This window comes from Prochlorococcus sp. (genome assembly GCF_965655815.1).
GTDB lineage: Bacteria > Cyanobacteriota > Cyanobacteriia > PCC-6307 > Cyanobiaceae > Prochlorococcus_A > Prochlorococcus_A pastoris.
Map to the genome: position 1 here is coordinate 109,577 of NZ_CBFHHZ010000004.1, position 18,955 is coordinate 128,531.

Consider the following 18,955-nt stretch of genomic DNA (forward strand, 5'->3'; position numbering starts at 1 on the left):
ATTAATATTTAAATATTAATTTTAGATAATAAGAGCTAGCTGGCCTCGCTTGGATGTGAAATTACTCTATCTATTAGCCCATAGTTTTTAGCTTCTTCAGCACTTAGAAAATAATCTCTGTCAGTATCTTTCTCTATTTTTTCAAAGGATTGTCCTGTCATATCAGACATAGAGTGATTCAACATATCTTTAATTCTCAGTATTTCTCTAGCTTCTATTTCAATATCGCTAGCCTGACGTTGTGAAGTCCCTCCCAGTGGTTGATGAATCATAATTCGACTATGAGGAAGAGCAACCCTTTTACCTTTAGTACCAGCTCCTAGTAAAAAAGCTCCCATTGAGGCTGCAAGACCTACGCATATAGTGACTACATCGCTTTTAACGTATTTGATAGTGTCATATATTGCCAAACCTGCAGTGACTGATCCGCCAGGACTATTTATGTAAAGATAAATAGGTTTTGTATTATCATCAGAATCAAGGTAGAGCATTTGAGCTACTAAGCTGTTCGCAATTCCATCATTAACTTCTTGTCCGAGAAATAAAATCCTCTCAACTCCCAATCTTGTATAAATGTCTACCCATCTTTCGTATTGACTTCCTGGGAGTCTATAAGGCACGCTTGGAGTTCCTATTGGCATAATTTTAAAAAAGTAGTGAGTTAAAAGTAGTGATTAAATGTTATTTGGCAAATCTTTTTGACTTGTGAGTATTCTATCTATCACTCCATAATCTAAAGCTTCTTGAGGGTTAAGATAACTCATCCTGTCAGAATCTTTCGAGAGCTCTTCAATACTTTTACCAGTGTTGCGTGATAAGATCTCCAGCATTGATTTTTTATTTTTTAATACCTCTTCTGCCCTTATTTGGATATCAGTTGCTTGCCCTCTAGCACCGCTAATTGGTTGATGAAGAACAATAGAGGCATGTGGGAGAGCTGCTCTATGCCCTTTAGTCCCTGAAGACAAAATAACTGCTGCTGTTCCCATTGCTTGTCCAATACAAATTGTATGAATAGGAGGTTTAATATAGTTGATGGTATCGCAAATAGCGAAAGCTTCTGTTTCAAAACCAACCGCATCACCGGTATACCAGCTAGTGCCTGTTGAATTTATATAAAAATATATAGGTTTCTCTGGATCATCAAATTCTAAATAAAGGAGTTGAGCAATAATTAGCTCGGTAACATCCATTCCTAATTGTCTTTTAGCGTCATCGTCTGAAAATAACGGTAATCCTAGGTATACAATTCTCTCTTTTAGCAGAAGAGAAGGCAAATCTGGTGGCGGAGTCCTCATAGCGGTATTTTCGCCGTAATAAGGAGCAGATACAGTCATATGTTCTACAAAATAAATACTAGTTTAATTCTAGCTATATTTAGCCCTGTGTCGCTGGAGATTTAAAAGATTTGTTTGACTCCGGATTATTTATCAATTTCCCAAATACCATTCTTCCAGTGGGCGTTTGCAATGCACCAGTAATAACTACGTCTAGTCTTTCTCCAACAAATTTCTTTGCATCATCAATTACTACCATTGTCCCATCATCTAAATATCCAATTCCTTGCAATTTTTCTTTACCCTCTCTGACTATTTTTATATTAAGTGATTCCCCAGGCTGTACTTCTGGCCTTAAAGCTATAACTAAATCACTCAAATTCATAACTTTTAATTCTTTTACCTCTGCAATTTGAGAAAGATTATAATCTGCAGTAATTAAAGTACCTGCCATATCCTCCGTAATTCTTAGAAGTTTTTCATCTACCCCATTCCCCTCATATTTAGTTGGGTTTATTACAAGTCTTCTTCCATATAGTTCTCTTAGCTCTTTTAATAATTTAAGACCTCTTCTTCCTTTTCCTCTTTTTTCATTACTACTAGAGTCAGCTAAAGTTTGTAGCTCATCAATTACACTTTGGGCCACAATTAATTGCCCCTCTAGTAATCCACAGCTTAATAAACCATTTATCCTTCCATCAATAATTACACTAGTATCAAGAATTTTTGGGCTTGCTGCTGGAATTATTCCTTCGGTTACCAAATAAGCGTCGGTATTAGTAGGGTTAAATAGTCTTAACAATGTCCTGCCGTGAGTATCAGCTAATTTATAGCCAAGTGCCCCAAAGAAAAAATTACTAAGAATGGCTGCTAAAGGTTTTGCAAAAAATACTTCCCTTGGAAATGGAATCAACAATATTGGAGCAAGTAGTAGATTTGCGACAAGTAATCCCAAAATTAACCCTACCGCTCTACTTATTAATAAATCCGTAGGCATTGTACGTATTTGATCAAGGAATGTCTTTCTAAGCTGTAAAAATACAAAACCTGCTGCTAATCCAATAAAAAACCCTATTATCGCTAGGACAATTCTAAAACCTTCCACATTAGAGACTTGTTTAAGTATGTCTATTGGTAGAAGATCAACCCCAAGCCATCCTGATGCCGCTCCAGACAATACAAATAAAATTAGTACTAAGATATCCGTCATATATATAATCTACTAGGATTTATTAATTGAGTAAATAAAGATTTTATTTTTAAAACTCCTCTATGTTTTTTTTTAAGCTTTATATTTTGTTTCTATAATGAATAAATTGCCAAGAAGTGCTTACGTACACATACCTTTTTGCCACAGAAGATGTTTCTATTGTGATTTTGCAGTTATACCTTTAGGCAATAAAATTGAAAGTTTAGAGGGATTTGGTAGTAAGACCGTAAAAGAATATTTAACCTATCTAAATAAAGAAATATTATCAATCAAACATAAATCTCCTCTTTCAACAATTTACATCGGTGGAGGAACTCCTTCAATTTTACATCCTTTACAGATTAAAGATTTAATAAATCTTTTTAAGGAGAGTTATAAAATTGATTATGGTGCCGAAATTACAATGGAAGTTGACCCAGCCAGTTTTAATGAGGATGATCTACATGGTTATATTAATGCTGGGATTAATAGATTTAGTATTGGTGTTCAAAGTTTTAATAATGAGGTTCTAGAACAGGCAGGAAGAAGACATTGCAGAAAAGATGTAGAAAAATCTTGTTTTTGGTTAAAGAGAGCATATGATCATAGTCTTATAAAAAGTTGGAGTTTGGATTTAATTCAAAATTTACCAAAAAGTGGTTTTAAAAAATGGCAAGAAGACTTAAAACAATCGTTAAAGTTCTGTCCTCCACACATATCAATTTATGATTTAAGTATTGAGAATGGAACTGTTTTTAAGAAATTAGTTGACTTAGGTAAACTATCTTTGCCAAATGATGATGAAGCTTATAAAAATAGTGAGTTAACAAATTTTATCTTGAAAGCTTCAGGTTATTCAAGATATGAAATTTCTAATTACTCTATTCCTGGACATCAATCAAGACATAATAGAGTTTATTGGAAAGGTCTAGGATGGTGGAGTTTTGGTCAAGGTTCGACTAGTTCTCCTTGGGGGGAGAATTTTACAAGGCCAAGAATTAGTAAAGATTATAAAAAATGGGTAACTAAACAATGCGAAATCAAATTAGAATATTCACTTATTAACCAAGAAAATATTTATAAAGAATTGGATGAGAAAATCATGTTAGGAATGAGACTTAAAGAGGGGATCAATATTTATAACTTATTAAATGAACAAAATTGGGATAATAAAAAGTCCAAAATAGCTTTAACAAAGTTATTAAAAGCATGGGCACCATTCCTGGAAAGTGGCCTTTTGATCAAAAGAGGAAACAGATTTTTTTTTAGTGATCCAAAAGGAATGGAATTAAGCAATCAAATTCTTGTTTCAATGTTTAGATGGTGGGAAAAAATTAACTGAGCTTTTCTGCTGCTACCCATTCTTTTAGTTTTTCACCAAACAATTTTTTTCCATCAATAATTGGTCTACAAAATGGAGGTTGCTTATCATTTAGTCCTAACAAATCAGCAGTAACTCTTACTTGTCCATCACAAAATTTTCCTGCACCTATACCTATTGTTGGTATCTCTAATTCGGTTTGAATTTCTTTAGCAAGTAATTCTGGAATATGTTCTAAAACAATAGAAAAACATCCTAATTTTTCTAGTGATAAAGCATCTCTTTTGATTTTTTCGTGACTTTCTGAATTGTTCCCTTGTTGTTTAAATCCTAGATTCAAATAGCTCTGTGGAGTAAGCCCTAAATGTCCCATGACAGGAATCCCCATCCTTATGAGCCTTGAGATAACATTCTGTACCTCTGGATCAGCACCCTCAACTTTTACTGCCTTCGCATAAGTATTCTTAATTATTTTTCCAGCATATTCAACTGCCTTATTTTCTCCGCATTGATAAGTAAGAAAAGGCATATCACATACTAATAAGGACTGTTCTTCTATTTCTTTGCTGAACCCTCTAGAAACTGCATTTGTATGATAAATCATATTCTCTAAGGTAACAGGCAAGGTCGATTTATATCCTAAACATACCATCGCTAAAGAGTCTCCCACCAGAACAATATCTGCTCCTGATTGCTCAGCTAGAGAACCTGAAATAGAATCCCATGCAGTTAATGCAATAATCTTTTGAGATTTTTTTTTATATTTAACTAGTTCTGATGGCAACATAAAAGCTATGTATCTTTTTTTATCAAAAATTGCTAGTATTATTTTGACTCGGCCTTTCGCGGTTTTAACGCCCAAACCTGGTCAGGATCGGAAGGTAGCAGCCACAAGGGATGCTTGAGGCAGGCGAGATAACCGAGTCACTTAATTTTAGCGATTATTCTATATCTTTTTTATTCTGCCTTAATCTTAAAAACTCTGGAATATTAGTACCTGTGTCTTTATTATCAGAAATATTATAAAGTGGCTGATTAGATAACCTATTTTTAATCCTTTGTTGTTTTAACGGTTGATTGGTTTCGAAACCTGTTGCAATAACAGTTACCTGTATTTCCCCTTCCATTGATTCATCTATAACAGCACCTACTATTATGTTTGCTTCTGGATCTACAACATCATAAATAATTTCTGAAGCTGAGGTCATATCTTCCAATGTCATATCTTTCCCACCTGTAATATTTATTACACAACCTTTTGCTCCATCAATTCTTGCCGCTTCTAATAAAGGGCTATTCATTGCCGCTTGAGCAGCCTCTAATGCTCTAGATCTACCAGAACCAATACCTATACCAAGAAGGGCAGTGCCAGCTTCAGTCATTACGGACCTAACATCAGCAAAATCAACGTTAACTAATCCAGGGCATGTAATTATGTCACTTATACCTTTTACTCCCATCCTTAAAACATCATCAGCATTTCTAAAGGCTTCTTGAAGTGGAGCTCCTGCAATTACGTCTTTTAAACGATCATTTGGAATCACAATAAGCGTATCCACGTTTTCTGCTAATCTTGCGATCCCTTCTTCTGCCTGACGCATTCTCCTTTTACCTTCAAAAGAAAATGGCTTGGTTACTATTCCAACAGTTAAAGCACCACTTTGCTTGGCAACCTCAGCAACTACTGGAGCCGCTCCTGTCCCAGTTCCTCCTCCCATTCCTGCAGCAATAAAAACCAAGTCAGAGCCCTCTAATGTTTGTTGCAATTCATCTTTAGATTCCTCAGCAGCTTTTTGACCAATACTTGGATTTCCTCCTGCTCCTAGACCTCTTGTTAAGTTCTGACCAAGTTGAACTCTACGATCTGCAGAAGATTGTAATAATGCTTGCGCGTCAGTATTTAAAACCCTGAATGAAACGCCTTCAAGATCACTATCAATCATCCTGTTTACAGCATTACTCCCACCACCCCCGACACCAATTACTTCAATTTTGGCATTCTGACTTGGAAGGATGTCTTTTGATTGATCAAAGTTTGGATTGTTTCCGAAGCTCATCTCTAAATAAAATCAAATACTAGTATTGGATGCATTATGAACTCACTAAGCTGATATGTAGGATTTTCTTGAAGAAAGTCCTTAAATATTTACTTGTCAAAAATTTGAATGAATAACCTAAACCCTTTCAATTACTGAGCTAATCAAAAAAACTTTTATGAAATTTGTTTTCAATTATTAGGGTTTGAACACTTTAATTTTTGGATTTTTGGGGTCAGTTAGGTCGATATTATCTATTTTTTCTAGGATATTATTTTCTTTTATTTGGGTTTTCATATTATTGACTATTTGTAATTGATTTTCTATTTTTTTTGGGTTAAATCCTAACAATATTGTTTTAAGACTTTTTTCCTCTAAAGTTAAAAAGCCATTAGGGGAGAAATTTATTGTAATGAATTCAACATCGTTATATTTTTGGTAATTCAAAATTTTTGATAGTGTCTCTCTAAAGTTTTCTTTCCATCCAAAAACTTTACTAGTTATTTTACTCAAATTTTCTTGATCTGAATATTTTAGACTGATGAAGAAACCATCTTCATCAATAAAACCAGTTATTTTTTCCCCTTTAAAAATCCGTTCGCCATAAGCTATTGGAGTTCTTGTTTTAATTAGAATTTTTAAACCAAAAGGGAATATTTGTCTAAAAACTGAAACATTCTTTAGAGATAAATTCTTTTTTAATTCTCTTTCTGTGTATGAGCTTTTGACAAATATCAACGAGGTAGGGAAATTTAGAGATGAGTTAGCAACAATCTCGTCTGTAGAAAATAATTCGCTACCAACTATAGAAACATCTTGGTAATTAACACTTTTGAAAATTTTAGAGGTTGCATAACTTGTAAAAAATAAAAAGGTAATTAACAAAAGGAACCTTTTATTCTTTAATTTTTGTTTATCCTTCACAAATCACATCTAGCTTTTTCCATCAGTTGATCCATCCACTCTCTGGCCCTCTCTGCATCTGAAAATGGAACATCCATCTCTTTCCCATCCCCAACGAGTCTAAGCCTACACTTACCTTGTGATTCATTGGTTAAAGGTGCTTCTCCTGAGGTAAGGGCCATTAACTCTACTAGTTCTAGTTTCTTTATTGTAAAACTATCTTTTTCTTCAAATATTCCAGCTTCAAATACACTCCATTTTAATTCACCATCCTTTAAAAAAGCTGCACCGGAACTATCTAATTTGCAAATTTCAGAACCACTTGCCCAATTCCTAAAAAGATTTTGTCTTCTTCTTTCTAGCCAACCGAGAGCTGTTAATAGAACGAAGATTAAAAGTAATGGTAACCAAAGTAGTCCATGCAACATTTGACTTTAATCTATAAATCTGATGATATATCTACTAGTTTAGCTACAAGTTGATCAATATTTAAACCTGAAGCATTCCAAAGCATCGGAAACATACTTTTACTAGTAAAACCAGGAATTGTATTTATTTCATTCAGAAAAATTTTATTTGAAATCTTTTCTAAAAAGAAATCAACCCTTGCGAAACCGTAAATATTTAATGCTCTACAACTTCTAATAGCAATATCTTTAATTTGTTCAGAGATTTGAGAATCAATATCAGCTGGAATAATTATTTGATTATCCATCGAATATTTTGAATCATAATCGTACCAATCGGTTGAATAAGAAACTTCACCGATTTCAGATGCGGTAAGTTTTAAATTACCAATTATTCCGCATTCAAGTTCTCTAACATCTAAACCTTCTTCGATAACAATTCTGGAGTCTATTTCCCAAGCCTTTTGTAATGCTTTAATTATTTCTGATCTAGTTTTGGCCTTCGAAATACCAAGTGATGAGCCTGAATTAGCAGGTTTAACAAAAACTGGTAACTTTAATTTTTCAATAATCTCAACAGATAAATTATTTTTTACTTTATCATCACTAAGATCTTGATTTTGAATATCTAAATAATTTACTTGGGGAATTTCTAGATGTGAAAATATTTTTTTCATTAATATTTTATCCATGCCAAGAGCAGAACCTAAAATTCCTCCTCCTACTATGGGCTTTTGGGTAAATTTTAATAAACCATGAATTGCACCATCTTCTCCATTTACACCATGCAAAAGTGGGAACCATATATCAATACCTTTAAATTCTATTGTGTTTAAAAAGTTAATTTCTCGTTTAGGGAAAACTTGGTACTTATCAATCGTTTCATTTTTTCTTTTTTCTTTTAGTAATACAAGAGATTGATCATTATCAAGCCAAACGCCATGCTTATTTATATAAAAAGCTTTAACCCAAAATCTATTTATGTTCGTTTTTGAAATTAATGCTTTAAAAACTGTCTTGGCGGAAGATACTGAAACATCATGTTCATTAGACTCTCCTCCAAAAATTATTCCAATACATTTTTTTTCTTTTTCTAACATTTAGAAAAATTACTTACAAATCTGACCACTTAAAGAAAAAGATCTAGCCTCCGTTATTTTGACATTTATTTCATCACCAAATGAATAATTAAATTCAATATTTTTTGGTATTTCTACAAATGTAAGTCTATTCGTTCTTGTCCTTCCCATCATTTGGGCATTATTTTTTGGATTCAAGCCCTCAATTAAAACACTTTCAATATTATTTAAATATCTTTGATTTCTTTTTCTAGAGGTTGTTTCAACTAGTTCATTAATTTCTTTTAATCTTTCCTTTTTAACTTCTTCAGGAATTTGATTATCCCAAATAGCTGCTGGGGTATTTGGTCTTGGAGAATAGGCGGCGGTCATAACTTGATCAAAGCCAATATCAGATATTAACTTCAATGTCTCACGATATTGGGTTTCTGTTTCTCCTGGGAAAGCAACTATTGCATCAGCAGTAATTGATGCATTTGGCATTAATTGTCTAATATTTTCAATTATTCTTTTATATTTTTCGATTGTGTAACCTCTAGCCATCAATCTAAGGATTTCATTATTACCACTTTGGAACGGAATATGAAAATGCTCACAAACTTTATCTAATTCATAACAAGCGTTTATAAGTCTTTTTGAAAAATATTTTGGATGACTTGTAGAAAACCTTATTCTTTTAATTCCCTCTACATCATGAATAAAATAAAGAAGATCAGTAAGGGTATTTTCCTTCCTACCTTCTATTGTCGTTCCAGGAAGATCTCTACCGTATGCATCAATATTTTGCCCTAAAAGAGTAACCTCTTTGAAATTATTATGAGCTAAAGTTTCTATTTCACTCTTAATCGCATCTGGATATCTTGACTGTTCTTTACCTCTAACAGATGGGACAACACAATAAGAGCATCTTTCATTGCAACCATAAATGATATTCACCCAACCACAAATAGAGCTATCTCTTCTTGGATTAGTAATATCTTCAGATATAAAAGTTTCTTCAGTGGCTACGACTTGATTACCTGAATCAACCCTCTCTAAAAGATTCTCAAGATTATTAACATGTTGTGGCCCCATGATTAGATCAAGTTCGGGCACTCTTCTTAAAAGAGATTCACCCTCTTGTTGCGCGAGGCAACCCGCTACAACTAATTTTAATTTTGGAGTACTATGTTTTCTTTTGACTTGCTTTCCTAAAAAACTGTAAACCTTTTGCTGAGCACTGTCTCTTATTGTGCAAGTGTTATATAAAACTAAATCCGCTTTTAATTCATCAATAGCTCTTGAATATCCCATTTTTTCAAGTGTGCCAGCCATCCTTTCGGAATCGGCCTTATTCATTTGACAACCAAAAGTTGTTATCCAATAACTACCTATAGAGGAATTTTTGTAAGTCTTTTCTTCTTCTTTGATTGGTTTGGTTAGCACTTTGCAAAAAGTTTTGAATGACTTTTGTTAATTCAAAATTATAATTTAAATAATTTTGGAGCAATATTTTTGAGGGCGAGCGAGGGGATTCGAACCCCCGAATAGCGGCGCCACAAGCCACTGCCTTAACCACTTGGCGACGCCCGCCTCACATATATAAACTTAACAACTTACGAGTAAAATTTCATACATATTTGTATGTTTTAGAAGATTTTGAAGTATTTTCCTATTTCTATATAAGCTTTATCTATGTTTTAAAATAAAATAAAAGCATATTAAATCTTGATCAACTCCGGAAAAACAGAGGTTCTTATACCTAGATGCCTTTGTGAAATAGAAAATGTTGATAACCTTAACGTGGATGATGAGGGTTTCGCTTCTGTTTTTGTTGCTTGGGAAAAAGGAATTGTTTCTGAACTAAAGCCGATAAATATCAAAAATAAAAAACCAAAAAAAATCCTTTTTCCAAGATTTGTTGAGACTCACTCACATCTTGATAAATCTTTCTCTTTTGGAGAGTTTCCTAATTTTAAATCAAACTATCATGAGGCCTTATCAGTAAATTTAGAGGAGCATAAAACTAGGTCTAAAATTAAAGTTTTAGAGAGAGCTGAAAAATCACTCAACTTGGCTCTTAGAAATGGTTATAGAGCTATCAGGAGCCATGTTGATACCTACGAAAGTCAGGATAATAATATTTGGGATGAGCTTTTTAAACTCCGAAAAAAATATTCCTCTAAGTTGAAATTGCAATATGTAGCATTAGCTCCATTGGAGTTTTGGGATACTCCCCATGGAGAGGAATTAGCAAAAATTTTTTCTAAGAAAAAGGGTATTTTAGGCGGAGTTCTTGTTCCTCCCTTTAAAAATAGAGCAAAAATAAAATACTTACTCTCTAAAACTCTCTTGCTTGCAGATAAATATAAATTGGAAATTGATTTACACATAGATGAATCAACTATTGATCCAGGAGCGGGTATAAAAGTTCTTTTGGAAACTATTGATAGATTAAATATTAAAGTCCCAATAACATGTAGTCATTTAAGTAGTATTTTATCTCTAAATAATAATGAAATACTTAATCTGGGAAGAAAAATCGCTGAGAAAGATATAAAAGTGATTGCACTTCCACTTACAAATTTCTGGTTGCTCAATCGTAAAGAAAAAAGTACATCTTTAAATAGGCCAGTTGCACCAATTAAGCAACTACAAAAATCATTAGTCGATGTTTCTATCGGGAGTGATAATGTTCAAGACCCTTGGTATCCATTTGGTAATTATGATCCTTTTTATTTGATGTCTCTTGCAATGCCAATGCTTCAATTAAATCCTTGGGAAAGATTGACTTTATCTTCCATTTTTTTGTCACCGAGTAGATTATTGAATTTAACTTGGGATGGGGTGGTTAAAAAAGGTTGCCCTGTGAATTTTGTGCTTTTAGATGCTGGAAATTGGGCGGATATTTTCTCAACTAATTTAAAAAGAGAAGTCTTTATAAACGGCGAATTGTATAGCTAATCAATTATTTTATGTTTAAAGTAAAAAATTAATTATTAATGTCTTCAAGAAATTCAAAATTAATAGAACAATTAAAAAAAATTGATAATTTAGAAATTATTGAAAGGACTTCCGATGTGAAAAGGCTTTCAAAAGACTTTTATAATTATTCTCCAATACTCGAAAAGAAACTAGATGGTTGTATCGCTGACTTGGCGGTACGACCTATTGATCAAAATGCAGTAAAGAAAGTAGCAGAAATTTGTTGGGAATTTGCGATACCACTTACTTTAAGAGGTTCAGGAACAGGAAATTATGGACAAGCTGTCCCTTTGTTTAAAGGTATTGTTATGCAGATGAATTGTTTAAATAAAATTGAAGAATTTTATCCTGAGACAGGTTTTGTAAAGGTACAATCTGGATGCTTAATGGGTGATTTAAATAAAGAACTAGAAAAATATGGAAGAGAATTAAGGTTGCTTCCCAGTACATGGAAAACTGCAACTATAGGAGGTTTTATTGCAGGGGGCTCAGGAGGCATTGGTTCAATTAGATGGGGATTTTTAAGAGATCCAGGGAATCTCATAGGTTTAGAAGCTGTAACAATAAATGAAGAGCCTAAATTACTAAGATTTGATGCTGAAGAATCAGAACCTTTAAATCATGCATATGGAACTAATGGAATTATTACTTCATTATTAATCGCTACTGATATAAAACGTAAGTGGTACTCGATAGTAATTGACTGTGAAGGGTTAAATAAAACAATCGAAATATTAAAAACATGTACCACTGCAGCAATTGACTTAAAGCTTGGCGCAATTCTTGAGAAAGACATTGTAGATCAAATGCCTTCCTGGTTTAAAGGTAAATCTAAAAGTCACAAGATTTTGATCCAATCAACGCTTGGGGGGATAAAAACTATTGAATTAATTTGCAAAAAATATGAAGTTAATTCTTTTCTTCTTGGAGAAGAAGATAAATTAACAAATGGAATCTCTGAAGTAGTTTGGAATCATACAACCCTTCATATGAGGGCAAAGGACAAAAACTGGACATATTTACAGATGCTTTTACCTCTAGATAAGGAATTCGAATTAATTAATTCTTTGAGAGAAAAATGGGGTAAGAATATTCTTTGGCATCTTGAAGCTGTTTCTCAACAAGGAGTCCCTAGATTAGCTGCTTTGCCAGTAATAAAATGGCACAGTTCAGATCAAATAAACCAGATAATTGATAATTGTAAAAAACTGGGAGCAATTATTTTTAATCCACATGTATTAACTGTTGAGGGAGGTGGATTAGGAGTTATTGATTCTGATCAAGTAAAAGCAAAATTAAAATTTGATCCAAAAGGTTTATTAAATCCAGGTAAATTGCAAGGGTGGGAAATAAAAGATGAGTTTAATATTTAAAACTTTTGATTTTTTGCAAATTTAATAAACTCAGCAACTAAAAATATTGAGCCTGTAAGCACAGGAGTACATTTTGGCCATTTTTCAAGCTCCAAAAGATAGTTAAAAGCCAGATCAACTTTTTCAAACTCATTTATATTTAAATGATTTAGCTCGTTCATATTAGAAAGATCTTTTAATTTCCAACTTGCTTGATTAGGAACTGGGACTAAAAGTATATGATCATTTTCTTTAATAAGAACCTTTATCATTGAGGTAATATCTTTGTGTATTTGGACTCCTAAAATCCAATAAATCCCTTCATTATTATAATTCCAAGTTCCCCTTTCCTCTGAAAGGGCTTTTGCCGCAGAGAAATTATGTGCAGAATCAACAAGAATTTTTTTATTAAAACAGTTAATTATTTCTAATCTCCCGCTCCATTTTGTATTCTTAAGTCCTTCCTTAATGGAGCGTTCTTTAACCTTAAAGCCAAAATTAATTAGTTCTTCAATTACTCCAATAGCAACAGCTGCGTTTTGTTTTTGAAAATTACCATTTAAACCAATTTCATAATCATTTGATAGTGATTCTTTCCATATGATTTTTGCATTTACTTGTTTGACTCTTGCTTTAATTATTTCCTCAACTTCAGCTTCTTGACGACAAGAAATAACAAATGCATTTTTTTCAATTACAGCTACTTTTTCCTTTGCAATTTTTTCAAGTGAGTCTCCAAGATATTCTTTATGGTCTAAACCTATATTTCCAATAGCAATTATTGGTCTTAAAGGATGGGCTGTTGTAGCGTCTAATCGTCCCCCTAAACCAGCTTCAAGAATTAATAAATCTACTTTTTTAAAATCAAAAAAAATTAGTGCACAACAAATAATTTGTTCAAAAGGAGATAATTTATGGTTTGAAAGATTATTTTTTATTTTCTTTAATAGTCTTTCAAATTCTTTCTTACTAATCTTTTCTTTATTCACTCTAATCCTTTCACAGATATCTAAAAGGTGAGGTGAAGTAGTAACCCCAATATTTTTTTTATCTGCATAAAGAATGTTTTCTATAAAAGCGGTAATCGAACCTTTACCATTTGTCCCAACAATTTGAATAGCAGGTATATTTTTGCATGGTTCATCTAAATCTCTTAACGCATTTTTTATTCTTGATAATCCTAATTGAATATTTTCCCTTTCTAATTTGGGCGAGAGTAAATCAAAATTCTCAATATTTACATTAATCAAAATTAATAGGATTTACATCTCTTCGAAAATTAAATCTAATTTCTTTAAAAGTATATTGATCTCATTTCTCGAAATTATCAAAGGTGGTACAAACCTAACAACGTTTCCACCGGCCGGTACTAAAAGTAAACCTTTATCAAAAGCTTTTAATGTGATCGTTTTTGCATCTGTGTAGGAATCATTTATAACAAGACCTTGAATTAATCCTAGGCCTCTTATATCACTAATTATTTTAGGGAATTTCGCTGAAATTTTAGTAAAACCCTCATTTAATTGATTACCTCTTTCTAAAACGTTTTTAAGAATTTTACGTCTTTTAATTTCTTCTAGAACTGTTATGGCAGCTCTACAAGCAAAGGGATTGCCACCAAAAGTACTTGCGTGATCTCCAGGGGTAAAAATGTTCGCTTTTTTTTGTACCAATAAAGCACCAATCGCATGTCCTCCGCCTAAACCTTTAGCTAATGTGAATCCATCAGGTTCGATTTCTAGATTCTCATATCCCCACATTTTTCCCGTTCTCCCTACTCCACTCTGAACTTCATCAAGAATTAAAAGAGAATTGTATTGATTACAAATTTCTCTTAATTCTTTAAAAAATTTTTTATCTCCAGGTATTACACCTCCTTCTCCTTGAATAGGTTCAACTAAAATTCCAGAAGCTTTTTGGTTGTTTTCTTTTAATTCTTCAAATAATTTTTTTACAGAAGCAATATCGTTATATTTGAAAAACTTAAAACCTTTAACCATTGGTTCAAAACCTTTTTGGTACTTAGGCTGACCAGTCGCACTTAAAGTTGCGAGTGTTCTACCATGAAAGCTAGATTCAGCAGCAAGAATAAAAGATTCTTTACCTTTATGTACTGTATTGCCATACTTTTTGATTAATTTAATAGCTGACTCATTTGCCTCGGCACCACTATTGCAGAAAAAAACACTTTCAGCGCAACTCTGTTTAGTTAGATATTTGCTTAATTCTTCTTGCTCTTCAATTTTATATAGATTTGATATGTGCTGAACTTTTTTTAATTGTGCGGATAACTTTTTTCTTAAGATTCTATCGCTATGTCCTAGGCTACATGTTGCTATACCAGCAACAGCATCAAGATATTTTTTGCCTTTTTCATCCCATAGCCAACATCCATTACCTTTCTTGAAAGAAATATTAAATCTAGTATAAGTATTCATTAAAGTGGGAGCGGTCGGACTTGAACCGACATACCCGAAGGTGCCGCATTTTGAGTGCGGTGCGTCTACCAATTCCACCACGCTCCCAAGGCTCTTCACAAATAATTAACTGATTTAACTATAACAATATTTCATGCAATGACTACTTTTTCTGCTTTATGGAAAAGAGTTGTTGAAAAAATAAATAATTCTCAAAAAGATCTTAAATTAAACACATAAGATTAGAAACTAAGCTCAAATATAGCCTTAAGTTACACTTTTGAAACATTACTGTCTCAGAATAGAGCTCTAAGGGCTAGTTTTGAAGATTAGACTTCACAGATAGTAATATTGTGTTATATTTATTGGTAATATTTCAAAAAATTATGTCGGGAATCAAAACAAAAAATAAAACTCAAAAATTATCATTTAAGTTAGCTCCTTATTTATTTATCGCAGTAGCTATTTTCACTGCTTTCGGTACTAACGGCGGCACATGGGTATGAGCGACTTAAAAATCAATGGATTAAATAAATATTGGTCCGTTCGTTTCTTGGTATTGTCCTTTCTTTTTATTGGCTGTGTGTCACTTGTTAACGTAGCCTACGTTTAAAACCAAAATCAAGCTGCTCTTATTCCAGCTATCTCTTTATTATTTTGATTAGATTTATCATAGTTTGATTCATTAATTTTACGTTTCGTTATTTGTCTTTTAATTTCAATACCTAATTTGGATAATTTTTGCTCAAAATTTTCGTAACCCCTATCCAGATGTTCAAGTCCATATACATAACTAACACTTTTAGAGGTTAAAGCAGCAATTATAAGAGCAGCTGAAGATCTCAAGTCTAATCCAACTAATGTCATTCCTCTTAAATTTTTAACTCCATTTATGTGAGCTATATTATCTTTCAAAGTTATAGAGCTCCCCATTTGATTTAAAAGATCAACATGATTCATTCTGTTTTCAAAAATTGTTTCGGTGATCTTAGATCTCCCTTTAGCAATAGTCATTAGAGCCATAAATGGAGCCTGTAAGTCGGTAGGGAAACCTGGAAATGGAGCGGTTTTAATATCTACTGCTTTGATATTATTACCTTTTATTGAAATCGAATTTCCTTTTATTATTATTTTACTACCACTTTCTTCTAGCTTATTTAATACTGCCTCCAAGTGATTTGGAATTACTGGAGAAACTGTAATTGAAGATGAAGTTGCAGCAGCAGCTATTAAAAAAGTTCCTGCTTCAATTCTATCTGGGATTACTTTATGAGTACAGCCATGAAGTTTATGCACTCCATCAATAATTATTTTTTCTTTACCAGAATCATAAATTTTCGCTCCCATTTTATTTAACATCTGACATAAATCTTGAATTTCAGGCTCCCTTGCCGCATTCTCTATCACAGTCCTGCCTTCTGCTAAGGATGCCGCCATTATTAACGTTTCAGTAGCCCCAACACTTGGACAATTTAATCTGATATTTGCACCAAAAAGTTTACTTTTCTTCTTAACTAATTTTGCCTTTACGATATCTCTGTCAATGATAATTTCTGCACCTAGTGCCCTTAGTCCATTTATATGCTCGTTGATAGGTCTTTCACCAATATTGCACCCACCAGGTAAAGGTATTGAAGCTTCCCCAAATCTTGTTAATAATGCTCCAATACAAAAGAAACTAGCTCTTAATCCATTTACAAGTTCATATGGAAGATCTTGTATGGATATATTCTTTGAATCAATTATTAATTGATGATCTTTATTATGTAATTTAACTCCTAAACTTTTAAGTATATTTCCCATTTTCTCAATATCAGTAAGAAGAGGAACATTATCTAATATGATTTTTTCGTCAGTTAGTAATGATGCTGCAAGTAATACTAATGCGGAATTCTTTGCACCACTTATTCTTACCTTCCCTCTTAAGGTTTTTTGGCCAATAATCTTTAAATGTTGCGATTTAAGATATGACTTATTGTTGCTTACGCAAACCATCAAGAATTTTTTTATTGGTCTAATAATGACAAATTAAATATAGTAAGTCCACCCTGTGTAACGCGATGAATATTAATTAATACCAAAGTGTAAATTTAAATGGATAAGAATTAAGATTTTAAAAAAAAATAATTGATCAAAATATTTAAGTAACTAAAATGTATTTAATATAAAAATAATTTAAATTATTATAGAAAAATTCTTTCCAAAAATAACTAGTAAAAGTAATGCTTTAGTTAAAAGATTTAGATCGTTTAAAAAAGGGTCTAATACAAAAGATAAAGATTATTTTTGCATTGAAGGTACTCATTTGATCGAAGAAATGCTTAAGTCTGGCAATCATCCTTCAAAAATTTTAACTACTGAAAAATGGCTTGATAAAAATGAGGATCTTTATCAAAAGATTGAACAATCATTAATAATTGTCGTATCAGAAGAAGTTTTAGCTTCAGCAGTATCTACAAAAAATCCTGATGGAGTAGCCGCCTTGGTGGAGATTTCATCAATACCTAATTTTGACTTTAATAATATTGAAGATGACTTTATTCTTGTCCTTGATAGGATTCAAGACCCTGGGAATATGGGGAACCTTTTTAGAACAGCTTTAGCTGCTGGTGTTAACAAGATATTATTAGCAGGGGGAGCGCACCCCTTAGGGCAAAAGGTATTACGAGCATCTAGTGGATCTGTTTTTCATCTCCCATTTAAAAGATTTGATGGAGGTGAAGAAGAAATGATTAATTCTTTATTGTCATCATTAGATCAATTTTCAAAGAACGGGTTTCAAATAATTTCTACAAGTAGCCATAATAAAAATCTTAATAAACCTCAAAAACCATATTGGGAAATTGATTGGTCTAAACCAACTGCACTTATATTGGGTAATGAAGGTAATGGTATTCATAAAAGAATTCAAGAAGCTTTTAATGAAACAATTACTATTCCGCATAGTGAGCTTGTAGAATCATTGAATGTGGCTTGTGTTGCAGTTCCATTATTACTTGAACGAAAAAGAGTCACATATACTTCTACTTCAAGAATACAAAAGTGACTGATCCAAATTTTGACTTTGATTTGATAGTAATTGGTGCAGGATATGGAGGATTTGATGCCGCCAAACATGCTGCGGAAAAAGGTCTTAAAGTTGCCATCATAGAGTCTGGAGATATGGGAGGTACTTGCGTTAATAAAGGATGCGTACCTTCCAAAGCTCTTTTGGCAGCAAGTGGAAAAGTTAGAGAAATAGCCAATTATGAACATTTAGCAAAGTTTGGTATTCATGCTTCCCCTGTTAGATTCGAAAGATCAAAAATTGCTGATCATGCAAATAATTTAGTATCAAATGTTAGGGAAAATTTAACAAAAACCCTCAAAAGAAGTGGAGTTAAAATTATTTTAGGATTTGGAAGACTTGAAGGTAATCAAAAAGTAGGAGTAAGAGACAACAATGGAATTGATAGGATCTTCACATGTGAAAATACACTTCTAGCGACAGGTTCTTCTCCCTTTGTACCTCCTGGAATAACTTTAGATAATAGAACAGTTTTCACAAGTGATGAAGCAGTAAAACTTGAGTGGCTCCCGAGATGGATAGCCATTATTGGAAGTGGATATATAGGTTTAGAATTCGCTGATGTTTATACCGCTCTAGGTTGCGAAGTAACAATGATTGAGGCTTTGGAAAATATAATGCCCACCTTTGATCCTGATATTACAAAAATAGCCAAGAAAAATCTTATTCAATCAAGAGATATTGATACAAAATCTAATGTATTTGCGACTAAGATCACCCCTGGATGCCCTGTAAAGATAGAACTAACGGATGCAAAATCAAAGGAAATTGTAGAAAACTTAGAAGTTGATGGCGTTCTTGTGGCTACTGGTAGGAGTCCTAATAGTAAAAATCTCAATCTTGATTCAGTTGGTATCGAAACCACAAAAGGTTATATTCCTATTGATGATCAAATGAGAGTTTTAAATGGTGAAAAAATAATACCTAATGTTTGGGCCGTTGG

17 protein-coding genes, 2 tRNA genes and 1 other RNA gene are annotated in these 18,955 nt (G+C 32.7%); 6 read left to right on the forward strand and 14 right to left on the reverse strand.

The window, feature by feature from the left end; translation table 11 throughout:
- Nucleotides 1-35: 35 nt before the first annotated feature.
- From ACTF45_RS06880 to ACTF45_RS06890, 3 genes are read right to left on the reverse strand one after another with little or no spacing between them, the layout of a single operon-like run.
- Nucleotides 36-641, reverse strand: coding sequence for an ATP-dependent Clp protease proteolytic subunit (locus tag ACTF45_RS06880; protein ID WP_011132948.1), 606 nt, complete (start codon nucleotides 639-641; stop codon nucleotides 36-38).
- A 33-nt stretch (nucleotides 642-674) separates the two neighbouring features.
- Nucleotides 675-1,337, reverse strand: a complete 663-nt coding sequence (locus ACTF45_RS06885; RefSeq protein ID WP_288347642.1) for an ATP-dependent Clp protease proteolytic subunit — start codon at nucleotides 1,335-1,337, stop codon at nucleotides 675-677.
- Nucleotides 1,338-1,377: 40 nt separating this feature from the next.
- Nucleotides 1,378-2,487, reverse strand: a complete 1,110-nt coding sequence (locus ACTF45_RS06890; protein WP_288347641.1) for a PIN/TRAM domain-containing protein — start codon at nucleotides 2,485-2,487, stop codon at nucleotides 1,378-1,380.
- 97 nt (nucleotides 2,488-2,584) lie between these two features.
- On the opposite strand from ACTF45_RS06890, the gene hemW reads away from it, so the two are divergent.
- Entirely contained in the window at nucleotides 2,585-3,808 is a 1,224-nt protein-coding gene (gene hemW, locus ACTF45_RS06895; protein ID WP_438949630.1) for a radical SAM family heme chaperone HemW, read from the forward strand.
- Here the strand turns inward: hemW and panB are convergent.
- Nucleotides 3,801-4,574: a 3-methyl-2-oxobutanoate hydroxymethyltransferase gene (gene panB, locus ACTF45_RS06900; RefSeq protein ID WP_288347637.1), complete on the reverse strand. Its 774-nt coding sequence runs from the start codon at nucleotides 4,572-4,574 to the stop codon at nucleotides 3,801-3,803. The two genes, hemW and panB, sit on opposite strands and share 8 nt — an antisense overlap.
- Before the next feature lie 45 nt (nucleotides 4,575-4,619).
- On the opposite strand from panB, the gene ffs reads away from it, so the two are divergent.
- Nucleotides 4,620-4,716, forward strand: an RNA gene (gene ffs / locus ACTF45_RS06905) — signal recognition particle sRNA small type.
- Nucleotides 4,717-4,728: 12 nt separating this feature from the next.
- Here the strand turns inward: ffs and ftsZ are convergent.
- The 6 genes from ftsZ to ACTF45_RS06935 form a co-directional block, all read right to left on the reverse strand.
- Complete coding sequence (gene ftsZ / locus ACTF45_RS06910; RefSeq protein ID WP_011132943.1) at nucleotides 4,729-5,844, reverse strand: cell division protein FtsZ; 1,116 nt, start codon at nucleotides 5,842-5,844, stop codon at nucleotides 4,729-4,731.
- 177 nt (nucleotides 5,845-6,021) lie between these two features.
- Nucleotides 6,022-6,747, reverse strand: coding sequence for a cell division protein FtsQ/DivIB (locus ACTF45_RS06915; RefSeq protein WP_438949631.1), 726 nt, complete (start codon nucleotides 6,745-6,747; stop codon nucleotides 6,022-6,024).
- Nucleotides 6,744-7,154, reverse strand: a complete 411-nt coding sequence (locus ACTF45_RS06920) for a hypothetical protein (RefSeq protein WP_438949632.1) — start codon at nucleotides 7,152-7,154, stop codon at nucleotides 6,744-6,746. The genes ACTF45_RS06915 and ACTF45_RS06920 overlap by 4 nt, the downstream gene beginning before the upstream one ends.
- A gap of 11 nt (nucleotides 7,155-7,165) precedes the next feature.
- Entirely contained in the window at nucleotides 7,166-8,233 is a 1,068-nt protein-coding gene (locus ACTF45_RS06925; RefSeq protein WP_288347631.1) for a D-alanine--D-alanine ligase family protein, read from the reverse strand.
- Nucleotides 8,234-8,242: 9 nt separating this feature from the next.
- Nucleotides 8,243-9,637 (reverse strand): tRNA (N6-isopentenyl adenosine(37)-C2)-methylthiotransferase MiaB, encoded by a 1,395-nt coding sequence (gene miaB / locus ACTF45_RS06930; RefSeq protein WP_438949633.1) that lies wholly within the window; start codon nucleotides 9,635-9,637, stop codon nucleotides 8,243-8,245.
- A gap of 74 nt (nucleotides 9,638-9,711) precedes the next feature.
- Nucleotides 9,712-9,784, reverse strand: a tRNA-His gene (locus ACTF45_RS06935).
- 135 nt (nucleotides 9,785-9,919) lie between these two features.
- Here ACTF45_RS06935 and ACTF45_RS06940 point away from each other — a divergent pair.
- Nucleotides 9,920-11,155: an amidohydrolase family protein gene (locus tag ACTF45_RS06940; protein WP_438949634.1), complete on the forward strand. Its 1,236-nt coding sequence runs from the start codon at nucleotides 9,920-9,922 to the stop codon at nucleotides 11,153-11,155.
- A 38-nt stretch (nucleotides 11,156-11,193) separates the two neighbouring features.
- Complete coding sequence (locus ACTF45_RS06945) at nucleotides 11,194-12,549, forward strand: FAD-binding oxidoreductase (protein ID WP_438949635.1); 1,356 nt, start codon at nucleotides 11,194-11,196, stop codon at nucleotides 12,547-12,549.
- Here the strand turns inward: ACTF45_RS06945 and ACTF45_RS06950 are convergent.
- The 4 genes from ACTF45_RS06950 to murA form a co-directional block, all read right to left on the reverse strand.
- Nucleotides 12,546-13,778: a bifunctional folylpolyglutamate synthase/dihydrofolate synthase gene (locus ACTF45_RS06950; RefSeq protein WP_438949636.1), complete on the reverse strand. Its 1,233-nt coding sequence runs from the start codon at nucleotides 13,776-13,778 to the stop codon at nucleotides 12,546-12,548. The genes ACTF45_RS06945 and ACTF45_RS06950 overlap by 4 nt on opposite strands.
- A gap of 12 nt (nucleotides 13,779-13,790) precedes the next feature.
- A complete protein-coding gene (locus ACTF45_RS06955) occupies nucleotides 13,791-14,966 on the reverse strand; it encodes an aspartate aminotransferase family protein (RefSeq protein WP_438949637.1) in 1,176 nt (391 codons plus the stop codon).
- A 5-nt stretch (nucleotides 14,967-14,971) separates the two neighbouring features.
- Nucleotides 14,972-15,053, reverse strand: a tRNA-Leu gene (locus ACTF45_RS06960).
- Nucleotides 15,054-15,566: 513 nt separating this feature from the next.
- On the reverse strand, nucleotides 15,567-16,940 hold the full coding sequence (murA, locus tag ACTF45_RS06965; protein ID WP_438949641.1) for a UDP-N-acetylglucosamine 1-carboxyvinyltransferase: 1,374 nt from the start codon (nucleotides 16,938-16,940) through the stop codon (nucleotides 15,567-15,569).
- Between the two features lie 184 nt (nucleotides 16,941-17,124).
- On the opposite strand from murA, the gene ACTF45_RS06970 reads away from it, so the two are divergent.
- Both ACTF45_RS06970 and ACTF45_RS06975 read left to right on the forward strand, forming a co-directional pair.
- Nucleotides 17,125-17,991 (forward strand): TrmH family RNA methyltransferase, encoded by an 867-nt coding sequence (locus tag ACTF45_RS06970; RefSeq protein WP_438949642.1) that lies wholly within the window; start codon nucleotides 17,125-17,127, stop codon nucleotides 17,989-17,991.
- On the forward strand, nucleotides 17,988-18,955 hold a 968-nt coding region (locus ACTF45_RS06975), incomplete at its 3' end, for an FAD-dependent oxidoreductase (RefSeq protein ID WP_438949638.1). The genes ACTF45_RS06970 and ACTF45_RS06975, both read left to right, overlap by 4 nt.